This is a genomic window from Paenibacillus agricola (assembly GCF_011440305.1).
Taxonomy (GTDB): domain Bacteria; phylum Bacillota; class Bacilli; order Paenibacillales; family NBRC-103111; genus Paenibacillus_S; species Paenibacillus_S agricola.
Genome location: NZ_JAAOIW010000002.1, coordinates 398,874 through 413,162, shown reverse-complemented (window position 1 = coordinate 413,162; position 14,289 = coordinate 398,874). Strand labels below are relative to the sequence as shown.

General features: G+C 45.1%; 18 protein-coding genes. All 18 read left to right on the top strand.

All coding sequences use genetic code 11. The annotated features are described in order from the left end of the window. Window positions 1-39 precede the first annotated feature (39 nt). The 18 genes from G9U52_RS06335 (at window position 40) to G9U52_RS06250 (ending at window position 14,190) form a co-directional block, all read left to right on the top strand. Window positions 40-2,442: a phage tail tape measure protein gene (locus tag G9U52_RS06335; protein WP_166147423.1), complete on the top strand. Its 2,403-nt coding sequence runs from the start codon at window positions 40-42 to the stop codon at window positions 2,440-2,442. Beyond that, the gene (locus G9U52_RS06330) at window positions 2,430-2,903 is read left to right on the top strand and encodes a phage baseplate protein (protein WP_166147422.1); all 474 of its coding nucleotides are present in this window, start codon (window positions 2,430-2,432) and stop codon (window positions 2,901-2,903) included. Before G9U52_RS06335 ends, G9U52_RS06330 begins: the two co-directional genes overlap by 13 nt. Next, a complete protein-coding gene (locus G9U52_RS06325) occupies window positions 2,894-3,220 on the top strand; it encodes a phage baseplate plug family protein (RefSeq protein ID WP_166147420.1) in 327 nt (108 codons plus the stop codon). Before G9U52_RS06330 ends, G9U52_RS06325 begins: the two co-directional genes overlap by 10 nt. Then, a complete protein-coding gene (locus G9U52_RS06320; protein ID WP_166147418.1) occupies window positions 3,213-4,004 on the top strand; it encodes a phage protein in 792 nt (263 codons plus the stop codon). Before G9U52_RS06325 ends, G9U52_RS06320 begins: the two co-directional genes overlap by 8 nt. Continuing rightward, window positions 4,001-4,450 (top strand): hypothetical protein, encoded by a 450-nt coding sequence (locus G9U52_RS06315; protein ID WP_166147416.1) that lies wholly within the window; start codon window positions 4,001-4,003, stop codon window positions 4,448-4,450. Before G9U52_RS06320 ends, G9U52_RS06315 begins: the two co-directional genes overlap by 4 nt. Beyond that, window positions 4,432-4,791: a DUF2634 domain-containing protein gene (locus tag G9U52_RS06310; RefSeq protein WP_166147414.1), complete on the top strand. Its 360-nt coding sequence runs from the start codon at window positions 4,432-4,434 to the stop codon at window positions 4,789-4,791. Before G9U52_RS06315 ends, G9U52_RS06310 begins: the two co-directional genes overlap by 19 nt. Further along, window positions 4,781-5,956: a baseplate J/gp47 family protein gene (locus tag G9U52_RS06305; RefSeq protein WP_166147412.1), complete on the top strand. Its 1,176-nt coding sequence runs from the start codon at window positions 4,781-4,783 to the stop codon at window positions 5,954-5,956. Before G9U52_RS06310 ends, G9U52_RS06305 begins: the two co-directional genes overlap by 11 nt. Continuing rightward, window positions 5,949-6,590, top strand: a complete 642-nt coding sequence (locus G9U52_RS06300; protein WP_166147410.1) for a hypothetical protein — start codon at window positions 5,949-5,951, stop codon at window positions 6,588-6,590. The genes G9U52_RS06305 and G9U52_RS06300 overlap by 8 nt, the downstream gene beginning before the upstream one ends. Window positions 6,591-6,623: 33 nt before the next feature. Then, complete coding sequence (locus G9U52_RS06295; protein WP_166147408.1) at window positions 6,624-9,518, top strand: hypothetical protein; 2,895 nt, start codon at window positions 6,624-6,626, stop codon at window positions 9,516-9,518. Between the two features lie 15 nt (window positions 9,519-9,533). Continuing rightward, window positions 9,534-9,968: a YomQ N-terminal domain-containing protein gene (locus G9U52_RS06290; RefSeq protein ID WP_166147406.1), complete on the top strand. Its 435-nt coding sequence runs from the start codon at window positions 9,534-9,536 to the stop codon at window positions 9,966-9,968. Continuing rightward, window positions 9,965-10,108 carry a CD1375 family protein gene (locus G9U52_RS06285; protein ID WP_166146747.1) on the top strand — a complete coding sequence of 48 codons (144 nt, stop codon included), beginning with the start codon at window positions 9,965-9,967 and terminating at the stop codon, window positions 10,106-10,108. The genes G9U52_RS06290 and G9U52_RS06285 overlap by 4 nt, the downstream gene beginning before the upstream one ends. A 217-nt stretch (window positions 10,109-10,325) precedes the next feature. Then, window positions 10,326-10,607, top strand: coding sequence for a hypothetical protein (locus tag G9U52_RS06280; protein WP_166147404.1), 282 nt, complete (start codon window positions 10,326-10,328; stop codon window positions 10,605-10,607). A gap of 2 nt (window positions 10,608-10,609) precedes the next feature. Continuing rightward, window positions 10,610-10,846, top strand: coding sequence for a hypothetical protein (locus tag G9U52_RS06275; protein WP_166147401.1), 237 nt, complete (start codon window positions 10,610-10,612; stop codon window positions 10,844-10,846). Then, a complete protein-coding gene (locus tag G9U52_RS06270) occupies window positions 10,836-11,210 on the top strand; it encodes a hypothetical protein (RefSeq protein WP_166147399.1) in 375 nt (124 codons plus the stop codon). Before G9U52_RS06275 ends, G9U52_RS06270 begins: the two co-directional genes overlap by 11 nt. A gap of 5 nt (window positions 11,211-11,215) precedes the next feature. Then, entirely contained in the window at window positions 11,216-11,587 is a 372-nt protein-coding gene (locus G9U52_RS06265) for a phage holin (RefSeq protein ID WP_166147396.1), read from the top strand. Next, window positions 11,574-12,347 (top strand): peptidoglycan recognition protein family protein, encoded by a 774-nt coding sequence (locus G9U52_RS06260; protein WP_166147394.1) that lies wholly within the window; start codon window positions 11,574-11,576, stop codon window positions 12,345-12,347. The genes G9U52_RS06265 and G9U52_RS06260 overlap by 14 nt, the downstream gene beginning before the upstream one ends. A 475-nt stretch (window positions 12,348-12,822) precedes the next feature. After that, complete coding sequence (locus G9U52_RS06255; RefSeq protein WP_166147392.1) at window positions 12,823-13,257, top strand: NfeD family protein; 435 nt, start codon at window positions 12,823-12,825, stop codon at window positions 13,255-13,257. Beyond that, the gene (locus G9U52_RS06250; protein WP_166147389.1) at window positions 13,258-14,190 is read left to right on the top strand and encodes an SPFH domain-containing protein; all 933 of its coding nucleotides are present in this window, start codon (window positions 13,258-13,260) and stop codon (window positions 14,188-14,190) included. It abuts the gene before it with no gap. The last annotated feature ends 99 nt before the right edge of the window (window positions 14,191-14,289 follow it).

The window sequence follows — 14,289 nt, the reverse complement described above, 5'->3', positions numbered from 1 at the left end:
GCGCTTCTTTTCTTTTTAGGGAAGGGTGGTGAAGGGGATATGGCGAACGTTGCTTCAATGACAAACTCAAGTGGTTTGGTTGCTCAAATTAATCAAAATACCCAGAACATCCACAATACTCAGATTAACCAAATCAGTCAGATCAATCAGATCATACAAGTTAGCCAGCAGCTTAATCAATTCATCCATATTACAAATGAAGTCCAGGAAAGTGTGGAAAATGCAGAATCGGGGTTTTCGAAGCTTGGAAAGTCTTTAGCTAATTTGGGGCAAGTTGCTGCTTCGGGGATATATTCGGCATTTAAAATGATCGGAACTGCGAGCTGGGATGCAGCAATGGAAGCAGAAAAGTCACTTAATATTATGAAAATTGGTACTAAAGCAACTGGAGCAGAGTTAGATAGTTTAATGGCAAGCTATGAAAAAGTGGGAGCCAAGGTTCCAGACAGCATGAATACTGTGGCTTCCGTAATGGCGGAAGTTCATCACAGCACAGGTGCAACTGGTACAGGTTTAGAGGATATGTCGGGAAAAATATTGAGCTTAGGTTCTTTGACAGGGGTGAGTACAAGTACAATTGGTGCTTCTCTTACAGGTGCTATGCAGAGTTGGAGTATAGGTGCCGACCAAGGTGGTGAAATCTTCGATAAGTTATATTTTCTTTCGCAAAAATCAGGAATGGGCATTAACACACTTTCAGATAAATTAGTTAAATTCGGTGGACCCATGAAAAACCTAGGTTTTGATTTTGATACTAGTGCATCTCTCATCGCACAATGGGCGAATAATGGCCTGGACGCTGATATGGTTCTGGGTTCGTTCTCGACAGCACTTGGAAAAATGTCCAAGCACGGCGTAAAGGATACGCCTAAAGCGCTTGAAAATGCATTAAATAAAATCAAAAATGCTAAAACGATTACTGAAGCTACCACTTGGGCGATGGAAGCATTCGGAGAATCGGCAGGTCCCGGTATGGCAGCAGCCATTAGGGATGGCAGTTTGGAAATAGGTACAATGCTTGATGAGATGCAGAATTCCCACGGGATTATTGAGCAAACATCGGCAGATACGGAAACACTGGGCGATAAGTTTGAAGTGTTAAAGAAAAGTATAACAAGTGCACTTAAACCTTTAGGTGGCAAAATGCTTGAATGGGCTGGTAAAGCAATTCCGATACTTGAGAATGCTATTACTGAATTATCCGGAAGTTTTGATAAGCTAATGCCATTTATTAATAAATTTTTAGATTCGATAGGCGAGGGTGCTATAGGGGCTCTCAACGGTATAACTGAATCCATAAAATTTATTGACAAACACTTTAAAATTTTAGGCCCCGTTATAGGGGTGGTTGCTGTTGCATTTGGTGTTGCTTTATCTGCTGCACTTTGGAGCGTGGCAGCAGCAGGATGGGCTGCTATCTCACCGCTATTGCCTTTTATCGCTGCTGTTGTTCTCGCTGCTGCATATGTTGCGATCTTGGCATATGCTTGGAATAACAACATGTTTGGCATTCGTGATACAGCGATGGTTGTGTTTAATTCTGTAATGAGTTACTTTTCTGCAATTGGAGCCTATTTTAACACGATAATGCCGTATATTTTGCAAATAGTGGCTTTTGTTTGGCCTAATATTAGTTCAATATTTGTAGCTGTTCTTACGGTTATATGGGAAACAGTTAAACTCGCCCTTTTGAATGTGTGGAACATGATATATTTGTTTTTTTTCACTACCTACAACTTAATTAGTTTTGTGGCTGGTCTTATTGGTGGATTATTAAGTAGTTTTTTGCAACTCATAACTGGCGATTTCTCAGGAGCGTGGAATACGTTTCTGGAAACTTTAAAAAGTATTTTGCCTGGTATAGGAGCAATTATTGAAAATGTTTTTTTCAAAATGTTTGATTTGGGAATTGAACTAGCAAGAGGATTAATAGCTGGAATCTCGAATGCAGCCCCAGCAATTTTAGAATACCTAAGTTCGCTTGTAAATAGTATAGTATCCTTATTTAAAGGTATGTTTGGCATCGCATCTCCTTCAAAAGTGATGATGGAGATAGGGTTTTGGACAACTGAAGGATTGGCTGAGGGAATTGAAGATGGTGAGAATCGTGTGGGAGCTTCTTCCACAAAGATAGTAACAGCAGCTACTACACCATACGATAAAGGAATGATGAATGTAGGAATTAATTCCGATCAAGGTCTAGATCCGTCCTTTAACAAGGCATCTGCCATATCTGCTGCATCCTATAACAGCCCTTCTTCTGCACCCAATAACGTTGCCAAAACAGAAATCAACCCTGTTATCAACATTACTGTTAATGGTGATGGCAGCGGGTCAACAGCCCAGGATATTGCCGAGCGTGTCAAGCTGGCGATTCAGGAAGTTTTCGAGAGCGCAGCACGCAGGCAAGGAATTGTGGGAGGTGAAGCATGGCAACTATAAACGGTAATTATGTAACCGTTGAGTCGGAAGAGCCTTCCCATGATATTGATGTAACGGAGCAACCCATCGAGGATGGAATAGACCTTCTGGATCATGTGCGCCCAAAAGCAAAAACAATGAATATCAGTGGGTTTATTGTCGGTGAGGATGCAGCACAAATTAGACAAAATATTTTGAATTTGCTGCAATCAGGTTCAATCATTGAGTATATTGGCAGAAACCAGTTTGTAGGCATCCTTACAGGCTTTCGCAGCACACATAACCACCAAATATCGAACGGATTATCCTTTTCCGCGACACTTAAAGAAGTTCTTGTAGCTAAAACTTCCACAATAGAACAATTGCCGCTTCCGATACGTGCAGCAGAGCAGCCTGTTCTTGTTTTGGGAAGGAAGCAAACGGCCGCTAAAGGTACTAGCAGCAGTAGCAGTAGCGCAGGGAAGGAGTCCGTATGGGATTAATTATTGACATCGATAAACAAAAAATTCCTTATAGGTTTGAAATTTCATTGTCTAATGTCCTTTATGAAATGGAAGTTCACTACAATCCAGGGTTTGATTTTTTTACTTTAGATCTTTATAGAAATAAAGAGGTACTGGCTTTTGGTGAGAAGCTGGTATACGGTATGCCTTTATTTCATGATATCGCTGATGCAAGGTTTCCAGCAGTAGGGCTCATTCCTTTAGATGAATCGGGAAATAACGTTGAGGTTAATGCACAAACATTGGGTGAAACCGTGTTTCTTTTTGTGGTGGATTGGGAGGTGGATCATGGTTAATTTCGGTCGTGTTGTGGAGATTCAAGCAGGGAATGTGAGTTTATCCAACAAAAATTTTACTATTGAGTTTACTGTCCCTTTCGACAACGATCTTTTACCGAATGAAAGTGAAATTAAAATTTTCAACCTTTCTGATACTACGATAGGAAGTTTTAAAAGTGATGAAAAATTAATTGTGAATGCAGGATACGAGGGGAATACGGGGGCAATTTTACAAGGCTTCATATCCAGAGTTACGACCGCCTTCAGTGGGGTGGATAAAACGACAACGATTTATGTATTGGATTCTGAAAACTTATCCAGTCGCAAGCTGGAGGATATTGCTTATGCAGAAGGAACGATGGCCAGTAAAATTTTGGAAGAGATGGCCGGTCAACTAGGACTTGAGGTTGCACAAATGAATTTAAACCAGGATGTACGTTATGATGGAGGTTACACAGCAACTGGGGAAATTACAGATATTATCAAGAAGCTCGCAGCAGACTGCGGGACTAGTGCCTATATCAATAAAGGCAGGCTATATATTCGTAATCTACGTGAAGGAGCTGATGACCTTATTGATATATCTGCTAATACGGGATTGATAGGTCAACCAGAAGCTTCAACAGAAGGGACTTTCGAAGTCATGAAGCTCAAAACGCAGCTGCAGCATCGAGTTACAACGGCTTCGGTTATAAAACTTAATTCAAAGCGCCATAAGGATGTAACCTTGCATATTAGAAAAGGCTCGCACAGGTACAACGGATCGGATTTTGTGACCGAGATGGAGGGGATTTTTCCATGAGTGTAGTCGATCCCGGAAGTGCGGCGAATGTTTTTATTTCTGGAATGCTGGATAAAGCCATTAATGATCTTTATGTATGCTTTCCTTGTAAGGTCATTTCCTTTGATGTGGGAAGCTGCAAAGCCGTTGTTCAACCATTGATTCGAGTGGGTACAGTGGAGCCGGCAGTGATCCAAAATGTGCCGATGCTTGGGCAAAAAAGTACAGTCAAAGAGCATGAGCAAACGATTATTGATGAGGGTATCGAGCGTACAGTCACCATGATGGAGAGTGAAGCAGTTTTTATACCTAAAGTAGCGGTTGGTGATGTGGTTCTAGTTGTCTGCGCTGATATGGAGATCAAGAACACACTTTTGGGACAGATTGCCACACCGGATAGTAAACGTAAACACAGTAAAAATGATGCTGTTATCGTGGGGGTGCTGCCATGGAGTCTTTTAAATTAATTAATGGAGATCTGGCTATAGAGCATGGAGAGCTTGTGATGATTGATGGAAAAGAAGAGCTTGCCCAATGCGTGAAAAATGTGCTTGGAACGAATAAGGCAGAGTGGTTTCTAAACCGGAATTTAGGGATTACATTTATGGCCTTTCTGGAGAAAAACCAGAATGAAGAGGAGATGCGCGAGCAGATTCGGCAGGGATTGTTTCAGGAGCCGCGTATCAAGACGGTCGATAGCATCGCTTTTGATTTCGATAGAAAGAACCGGACGTTGGTTGTGCGGTTTACAGCAACTGCGGTTAATGGTGAAAAGCTGGAAGGTGAGGTGGAGCAGGATGTTGGATAGCCAAGGATTCAAACGCAAACGGTATGCCGACCTGATTGTAGAGATGGAAGCAAAGGCGCGCGAGGTTTATGGAGAAACGATTAATACCTCTGAGCGATCACCGCTTGGAATCCTGTTGCGTATTTTTGCATGGTTTCTTAGCAAGCCGTGGGAGAAGGCAGAGGATGTTTATTATTCCGCCTACATCAACACTGCGCAGGGTATCCAGCAGGATCGTCTCGGTCCTTATGTAGGCATTACCAGGATTCCAGAGCAGTTTGCTACAGGCAGCGTGAATTTTACAGGTGAAGCCGGGCATATGATTGCCGCAGGATTTTCTGTCCGTACGCCAAGCGGGATTTATTTTACGACTTTAAGTGGTGTTACTTTGGATGGGACAGGCTTGGGGATGGCACCAATTCGAGCTTCCGCAGCTGGTGCACGCGGAAATGTGGCAGCTGGAACGATCGTCGAGATCGTTAACCCCAACCCGAATGTTACCTCTGTGGCTAATGGAACGGCTGCTGCTGGAGGAAGAGAAAAAGAAAGCGATTCGGAGTTTCGTGAACGATTCCAGCTTTCTGTATCGGGTGGCGGTGCGTCTACGGTGGACTCGATCCGGGGAGCCTTGCTTCGCATTGCAGATGTAAGAGCAGCCACGGTTATCGAGAATACAACACTTGTAACCGATTCTGCCGGGCGGCCAGGCAAAAGCTTTCAAGCCTATGTATTGGGCGGTGATTCGCAGGCCATTGCCCAGAGTATTCTGGATACCAAGGCTGCGGGAATTGAGACCTACGGGGATGTATCCAGCATCGTAACGGACCTTTCAGGCCTGGAGCGTACCATCAAATTCAGCTATGCCGAAGAGCTCGCTATTCATTTGCGTGTAAATATTACCCGAAATGATCAATATCCTGCGGACGGAGACGAGCAAATTCGTACAGCTCTCATCCGTTATATCGGCGGTGAGGCGTCGGATGGATCGCTTTATAGCGGATTGGGGATGGGTAATGATGTGATTTATACGAAGCTGATCAGTGCGATTTTTAAAGTTGAGGGCGTTGAGGATGTAGAGCTGGAGGCAGCTACAACTGGTGGATACAGTGCGGGAAATATTGCGGTTTTAAGCAACCAGGTGGCACAGGTGGTATACAGCGATATTGAGGTGGTCAGCCATGCTTAATGTCGTTGATATGCTCAGGCGTCTTACAGATAACTACGATAAAGATCCGCAAAGCCGTATAGGCAAGCTGATGTCTATCTTGAACATCCAGCTTAACGACTTGCTACAAACCTTGGATACCATGGAGCTGTGGCGGGATATTGATTTGGCGCAAGGGTCAACGCTCGACAGCATTGGGCAAAATGTTGCCCAGCCCCGGGGAGCCGCAACGGATCAGGCGTATCGTGTTTTAATCAAGAGCAAAATCGCGAGAAATTTGTCCCGTGGAGATATCAACACGGTAATTAGGGTTATAGCGTTGTCCGTAAAAGCTGAGTATTCAGAGATTGAAATTCATGAGAAGTTTATGGATTCTTTTGACCCCGAGCCTGCTGCGATCTCTTTGCTGCGTCTGCCCTTAAGCCGGATAAGCGATTCGGAAATCGATTTACGTCAATTTGCCCGAATCATTCAAAAGACAGTTGCCGCTGGTGTGAGAGTGGATGCAGTCGAGCTGCAGGGTACTTTTTCATTTGCTAGTGGCAGCGATGAAGAGCTGGACCCGACGGCGGGTTTCGCCGACATTGACCAGCTTACTGGCGGGACGCTTGGCGCAGTATTTACCCCGGCAGAGGAAACCGATTTGCCGATATAAGCTGGACCCATATTATCGAGGAGCGTGGACTGTATGGCTTTTGAAAAGGAATTACCTGAATGGAAGGCAACCGGAATTAAGCCGCCTTCAACAAAACGGAATGAAGGCTGGAAGCCCAGTGAAAAGCCGCCAGCAGATTGGTTGAATTGGCATCAGAACAAAACCTATGAGGCGTTGAAGGAGCTGCAGGAGAAGGCGGCAGAGGCATCTGAAGTGGAAGGTTTAGATGCAGACTTAACTGGGCATATAGCGCAAACAAATAACGTTCATGGCTCCACTTCGGCACCAACGGCCAATAGAATCATCCAGCGGGATGCCGCTGGGCGCGCCCAAGTCGCAGCACCTTCCGTGGCGGCAGATATAGCTCGAAAAGATACCGTAGATGCTGTACAGGCGAATTTGGACACAGCCGTTACAGCAAGCCCGGCAGCCACACCCCTAAACCTTGGGTATGGATTACAGGTTGTTAACGTGCCTCACCATACACCCTATAACCTATTTAATATTGCAGGGCGGACGTTGATTAACTTGTTGGGTAGGGATGGTAATTTTGAAGCGGTAGCTAATTCCACATATTTCGGTGGAACGGCAACTATAGACGCTACACGCAAGGCTTATGGAACAAATAGTATTAAAATCGTCAAAACAGCAGTCAATACTATTGTCCAACCACTAGCAAATAAATCTATTTACCCAGCCATTGGCGATTGCTTTATTTGTATCGCAGAGATTTACAACGAAAACATTTCCACTCAATTATTTATCCAGCAGATGTTAAACGGAGTAACAACGACACCAAAATATGTGACCGCTATGAGTGGGTTTGTAACCCAAGTAACCGGGCGTTTCGTGCCTTTTATTTCAGCGTTCAAAATAGAAACTGTGACAACTCCCGGCACATCTAATTTTTTAGCCAGAGTCAACGCAGATGGAACAAGCGGGCATAATATTAACATTGATGGTTTCCGTATATTCCGTATTACACAAGCGGAGTTTGACGCTTTAGGTGCAAGTGTTACGGAAGTTGAAGCCACACAAATTGCCGCACGTTACCCCTATGTGGATGATATGCAAGCTATCCGAGCGCCGTATGTAATTAAGAGTGGGGAAAACTTGTTGCCACCGTTTAGTGAATGGACAGCTTATCTAATTACGGATAAGCAAGAGGTTGAAAGTGCTTATACTTTACGGTACACGAAAACCACGGTTGCTGGATATAGTTCTTATTTAACAAATGTGCCAGCCGTTGAAGGTCAATCTTATAATTTCAGTATGACTATTGATGTTAAATCCATAGTTGTTGGAACAGGTGTAGGGGTTTATTACGTTGTTACATTTGTTGATAAATATGGTGTCGTTGTTGGGACAATGAGCAATGCGGCTACTAACAAGTTTACGAGCGCTGGCGTGTATAACATTGGCATTAACGCCGTTTCCCCGACTAACACTACTACCATCCAAGTGAGCTTGCTAATTTATGATGGGACTACAGCGGCAGTCGTATTTTCAAATCCTATGCTTAACCTTGGATCTACTGCATTACCCTTTAAACCAAATGCCGATGATCACTTATTCTTTCCAGATGTAAAGCTTGCATCTAATGTGGACGGCACGATAACCGACACGTTGGGACATTGGGACGGTAAGTATTTTAAGCAAGCAAGGTTTAAAACGATGGACTTGGATGGAAGTTTGGCTTGGAGTCATTCACCAGTTACAATAACGGGTTCAAAACGAGTGGAATACTCAAATGGTTTAGCTGGTGCACCAAACCAAACAATGATTAAGTATGATGGTAAAGTTCTTAAAGTGGACAGCGCCGTTTTAAGTGCAGATACTTTTATAGTTGCCGGAGGGACAACTTACGTTGTAATCCCAAATGTAGACAGCGGTTGGGGACAAGGTTATTCACCATTGGCCGCGGAAATATCGGCGTACTTTTATGGGTGGAAGATGTATAATGGTGCTGATTCGAATGTACCTTATACGTCTGGTACAAAAGTGTGGATTCGCCAATTGCCACGATCAAGCGGCAATATAGATGGAACAGATTATAACGTTATTGTAACGCCAACAAATCCGCCAACTGGTACTACGTACAAACCCTACAAACTCCAATACCAACTAGCACAATCCACATTGGAGGAAATCGCGGTAGAGGGAGATATCACGCTACACGCAGGATTAAACCAAATTGAAGTTGGCAATGGAATGATTGTAAGGGAAAGCGGAGCGATACAAGGTAATGCGGCAAATTATTATATAAATGGTACAGGCGGTTCAAAGCTGAAATACAGGGTTTTAAAATTTTTGTCGGCGTATAAAGACGGGAAGATTGATAAGACTTGGAGATGGGACAGCACCTATATAGACTTGATTGGCAATGGGTATCTAATAACGCCGGATGTTGGCGACAATCTGATGGCCTCATACACCACAACCTACCTTGCACTCGATCAATATAGCCTTACAAGCAACGTCCAATCCATCCAAGGGGATTACCCAAGCAATTTAAAAACGGTAGTCGATATGGCGGTAGCGTATCTAGCAGACGTAACGGCTAGGGTAGGAGTGTTGGAAAATACGAAAGCGCAGAAAGTACAGCCGCAATGGATAGCTCCTACTTTGCTTAATGGTTGGGTTGCATATGATCCCACAGGAGTGACGCCGATTCCCGGATACCGTCTTAACCCTTTAAATAGGGTGACAATGAAGGGAGTTATAAAAAGCGGCGCATTCGCCGTGAACACCTTCATATGCATTCTTCCATACAAGCCTAAAGAAACAAAATCGGTGATGCTTGTCTCTTATTCTCCATGGACTGTCACGACCGCACTTATTAGCACTAATGGCGAGTTGTATATTCAAGGTGGAAATCTCAACAATGTTGCGGTTTACTTGGATAACGTTACTTATGAGTTAGATTAAAGGAGGAGGTAAACCATGAAAGAAGCAATCGTAATCGACCTAGACGGGTTTATGACGGACGTGACGCTTGTTGCCGATGAGGTGACAGGCGTTTTTCCTATCTACGCAATAGCAGAACCAAACGAAGAAGGCCAAGCTGTAGAGCCTGTCCTAGTAGGCTATCGTATCGCGATCCGTCCGCCAGAAGGATTGTATAAACTGAAGTTTGACCTGGACTCCGAAACATGGGGCGAAGGGCTTACACAAGAGGAACTGGACGCGATCCAGAACACCCTCCAGCCAGAAACACAGGATCAAAAAATAGTAAGGTTGGAGTCGGAGCTTGCTGAAACAAACGATAAGTTAGCCAATACCGAGATTTCCAACCTGGACACCATGGACGCACTGTTCGATGTTTATATTACCGTTTTGGACATACAGGCAACTATGGCGGGAGGTGAACCATCTTGACTTTGGATGAACGCATGATTGCGGCAGCCGTGCAGCTTATAAGGGCAGGCAGGCGCACGATAGAAGATGTGCCAACGACAATTAGGCAACAAGTAGAGCAAGCTTTAAACGCTGCCGATCAGCCTAAAAGTGGGGAATGATCAATGGTGCGTTTTTTTAATGTGGCTGTTAATTGAAATCAGTGGGAGGAGAGGTGAATGGCTCATGGCATCAGCCGATCTGGTGGCATTGTGACAATTAAGAACGGCAAGCAAGCCACTGGCAGTAATGCAGTAACACCACAATAAAGCACACGCCCCGAGCAATCGGGGCTTTTGTTATTTTAGGCCCGAAACGGGTAGAAAGGTGGTGAGCCCCTTGGATGCAAGCAGATTATCCGAGATCGAGAAAATCGCTGAACTGGCTGAAAAGTATGGGCTAGCCGTAATTTTGTTAATGATTTTGCTGATTGTCCTTTTGGTTGTAGGCCGTATGCTTGTTCGCGGCGACCTTGTCCCCAGGCACCTGCTGGAGCGTGTGGAGGAGGATAGGGACCGGCTACAGGCTATGCTCGATGAGGAAAGAAGAGGGATTATGAAACCCATTATGGATACGCTGAGCAGGTTGAAAAAAGATGATTCCGGGGATAGGGGAGGATGAACGTGAAACGAAAAAGCTTTTTCAGTTGGCTGGACCAGCTGCAAGAGAACATTTTGACGCGGCTACATCGCATTCCTGTGCTTCGGGATCAGCAGAAACGGATCGAGCAAAGCAGCCAGCGCGTAACCTTGGCAATAGGACGGTATAAGGATATGGGCGATGAGCTGAAGCAGATCGCTGAAGCCAACGGGATCGCCCGGCATTTATTGTACATGAAGGAGGAGCCCCATGAGCCATGATATTGAGGTTATTGATTTTGTGCTGTTGTCGTTATATATGATTTCTCTCAGTTGCGCGTTGTACATTGTGTTCGCGCATCGCGCTTATTTTAAGGATCGCGTTAAAACGGGTGTCGTCAACCTTTTTATGGTGGCGATGCTTTTTTTTATTACGGCTTATATTTTCAAAATGGTTACGGTGATTTGGATTCGCGCCGCAACCGTGCTGGAATGGAATGACACACTGGTCAAGATGCTGCAAACCAGCGCATGGACAATCGCGCAACTCGGCACAACGATTGGCTTGGCCAGCTTGGCGATTGTGACCTACACGAGACGGTACGACCTGTTTATCTACCTAAGAAAAATAGACCGAAAGGATTGAATACAATGGAGCTGATTCAACCGTATATCACACTGGCTCTGCAAGCTGTGATTGGAATCCTTACCAGCCTTGTTCTTGCAGGGCTATTAACCTTGCGTAAAAAAGCAGACGATTTCCTGAGCAGCCGGGCCACAGCGTCACAAAGGGAAGCCTTATACCGTATCGCCAATGAGGCGCAGGCTTTAATAGAAAAAACATTCCAAGAGGCTAACGGGATGCAAAAGCTGCATGCGGCTGAAGCGTATGTAGCGGCTCGACTTAAAGAGGCAGGCATCCAGCTTTCTATGATGGAGATACAGGCAGCCATAGAAAAGGCGGTGCAGGACTTTAATACATCTGTAAAGCCAAAGGGGAGCGACGCGAATGAGCGAGTTTAAGCTTAAATATCCGATCGTCGAAAGGTACCTGACCGGCCCCAGCATGCGGCGCCCTTGCATCTCACTAAATACATGCCGTTTAATGGTAGCGCACGATACCGGAAACCCTGGATCGACAGCCGCAGGCAATGTCAGCTACTACGAAAGAAGTCGGAACGAAGCGGAGGCTTCGGCACATATCTTCGTGGACGATAAAGAGATTATCGAGTGCATACCTTTCCTGAGCGCATTGCCTGAGAAAGCTTGGCATGTCCGATACAATCCGGTCATCGACAACGGGATATTCGGAGCAGATGCGAACGACGCAGCCGGTGGCGTAGAGCTTTGTTATGGCGGCGCTGTTGATCTGGTTGAAGCCTATAAGCGCTACATTTGGGTGCTGGCTTATAGCTGCTACCGAAATGGTTTAAATCCGGCAACGTGCATAACGGGGCATCACATCCTTGACCCAACACGTAAAATAGACCCGATGAATGCGCTAAAGCTGCTGGACAAGAGCTTTAGCGCATTTGTACAGGACGTTGTGAGCGAATATATCGATTGCCTGCGGGCAGAAGAGGACGTGGATAATATGCCGATGAAATTGGAGCCATGGCAGTGGGATATGCTTTACAAGGTCATGGGGGACGCATATAACAAGGAGCGACTGGGCTGGGACTGGATGCAAAAGATTGTTGATCAAACCATGACGGCTACGGAGCTGGCTTTCTTGAACACCGTGTTGGACGGCAGACTGGATCGAGGTATTGAAGTTTATTAAACGAAATGATTGATAAGTAACTAGGTAGCTTTTTGGACGACAACGCTGATTCTCACTAGTTGTGGGCTCCTGGCTCCATTAACTTACCATCCGTCCCATGTTGATTCCATGGAATGCTAAGCTCGTATCCTGATTGCATTCGGGTGGAACCAGAAATCTGCGGTATTTTATAGCTATAGATAAGTTGGTCTTCTGAATCTCCCAAAATCGCATAAACATCAAATGATAAGTTAACCGGATCCTTTTCTTCTTAAACGCTTTTGTAGCAAAGAAGTGTTTCAAAATATGGTAATTATTTAACAAAAGCTGAAATTCGCCCCATTTTGCCCTATTCGCCCTATTTCGACGCAAATAGACAGCGGTTCACATTAAAAATCGATGTTACTTTTCTTGAAAAGGAGGAAACAAGCAGGTGGCTGGCGAATAAACTAATAAGAGTTAGGCAAGTTGTTAAAGCTAGAAAGGTGGGGTCAAGATGGAATTATGGGCGATCTGGCTTATCATCGGTGGAATTATGCTGATTGTGGAGATGCTAACCTTTACATTTTATTTACTATGGCTTGCTATTGGGGCAGTCGCTGCCGCGGCTATTGCATGGCTTGCTCCTGATGCGATTGTGCTGCAAATACTTGCGGGTTGCATAACCGCACTCATCCTGACTTATTTTACAAAACCGCTTACAAGCCGCTTTCGGGCATCAAAGGGTTTTAAAGATGTGATTGATGAGATGATCGGGAAGCAAGGCGTCGTATTGGAGGCAATCGAGCCTGGAAAGCATGGCATTGTAAAAGTGGGCAATGAAACGTGGAGCGCCTCTTCCAATGAATATTTAGCCAAGGATGAGGTTGTCATCGTAGTTGAACGAGGTAATACGATAGTGGAAGTCCAAAAATGGGGAGGTATCATTTAAATGGGAACGGTTGTTACGATTGTCATTGTGGCTATTGTGATTGTTTTTATTGCACTGACTGTTAAAATTGTACCACAGCAAAGAGTAGCGGTGGTTGAGCGTTTAGGTAAGTTTAGCCGATTGCTTACACCGGGGTTGAATATTCTGATTCCGGTTATCGACCAGGTGCGTATCCATCATGATTTGCGTGTGCAGCAGGCTAATGTTCCCCCGCAAACGGTTATTACGAAGGATAATGTACAGGTAAAGATCGATACGATCATCTTTTACCAGGTGGTTGGACCTGAGCAGGCTACGTATGGCATTTCCGATTACGTATATGGGGTGCGTAATATTAGCACGGCCACGATGCGGCAAATTATCGGTAAGCTGGAGCTGGATGAAACGTTATCCGGCCGCGAAAAGATTTCCAGCGAAATTCGGATTGCGCTTGATGAAGCCACGGAAAAATGGGGCGTACGGATTGAACGTGTCGAAGTTATCGACATTCAGCCGCCGCTGGATATCCAAGAGTCAATGGATAAGCAGATGAAAGCTGAACGGAGTAAACGTGCAATTGTGTTGGAAGCGGAAGCGGCCAAGCAGGATATGATTTTACGTGCGGAAGGCGACAAGCAAAGCAAGATCCTCAAGGCTGAGGGTGATAAGGAAGCACGGATTCGCCAAGCAGAAGGCTTGGGGCAAGCCCAGGAGCTGGAGGCATTAGGTGAGGCGAAGGCGATTATGGCGGTTGCCGAGGCAGAGAAGAATCGCATTGAGCTGCTTCGATCCGCGGGGCTTGATGAGAACGTGCTGGCTTACCGTTCTTTAGAGACGTTAGCTGAGATCTCCAAAGGACCTGCTAACAAAATCTTCATCCCAACTAGCGCCATTGAAACGCTGGGCAGCATTGGAGCTATTGGCGAAATTTTCAAAGCAAAAAAACAGGAATAACTCAAGCATAAAGCAGGTGAAAGCTGGGTGGGATATCCAAGTTGAAAGGTGTCTACTCCAAAAGTTATATCGCCCCCGCAGCAGCCGTTATTGCAATAT

Coding starts and splice junctions, on each gene's coding strand:
- G9U52_RS06290 (WP_166147406.1), top strand. CDS start 9,534: ATGAAAGAAGCAATCGTAATCGACCTAGACGGGTTTATGACGGACGTG.
- G9U52_RS06335 (WP_166147423.1), top strand. CDS start 40: ATGGCGAACGTTGCTTCAATGACAAACTCAAGTGGTTTGGTTGCTCAA.
- G9U52_RS06330 (WP_166147422.1), top strand. CDS start 2,430: ATGGCAACTATAAACGGTAATTATGTAACCGTTGAGTCGGAAGAGCCT.
- G9U52_RS06265 (WP_166147396.1), top strand. CDS start 11,216: ATGGAGCTGATTCAACCGTATATCACACTGGCTCTGCAAGCTGTGATT.
- G9U52_RS06325 (WP_166147420.1), top strand. CDS start 2,894: ATGGGATTAATTATTGACATCGATAAACAAAAAATTCCTTATAGGTTT.
- G9U52_RS06310 (WP_166147414.1), top strand. CDS start 4,432: ATGGAGTCTTTTAAATTAATTAATGGAGATCTGGCTATAGAGCATGGA.
- G9U52_RS06250 (WP_166147389.1), top strand. CDS start 13,258: ATGGGAACGGTTGTTACGATTGTCATTGTGGCTATTGTGATTGTTTTT.
- G9U52_RS06320 (WP_166147418.1), top strand. CDS start 3,213: ATGGTTAATTTCGGTCGTGTTGTGGAGATTCAAGCAGGGAATGTGAGT.
- G9U52_RS06260 (WP_166147394.1), top strand. CDS start 11,574: ATGAGCGAGTTTAAGCTTAAATATCCGATCGTCGAAAGGTACCTGACC.
- G9U52_RS06255 (WP_166147392.1), top strand. CDS start 12,823: ATGGAATTATGGGCGATCTGGCTTATCATCGGTGGAATTATGCTGATT.
- G9U52_RS06315 (WP_166147416.1), top strand. CDS start 4,001: ATGAGTGTAGTCGATCCCGGAAGTGCGGCGAATGTTTTTATTTCTGGA.
- G9U52_RS06295 (WP_166147408.1), top strand. CDS start 6,624: ATGGCTTTTGAAAAGGAATTACCTGAATGGAAGGCAACCGGAATTAAG.
- G9U52_RS06270 (WP_166147399.1), top strand. CDS start 10,836: ATGAGCCATGATATTGAGGTTATTGATTTTGTGCTGTTGTCGTTATAT.
- G9U52_RS06300 (WP_166147410.1), top strand. CDS start 5,949: ATGCTTAATGTCGTTGATATGCTCAGGCGTCTTACAGATAACTACGAT.
- G9U52_RS06305 (WP_166147412.1), top strand. CDS start 4,781: ATGTTGGATAGCCAAGGATTCAAACGCAAACGGTATGCCGACCTGATT.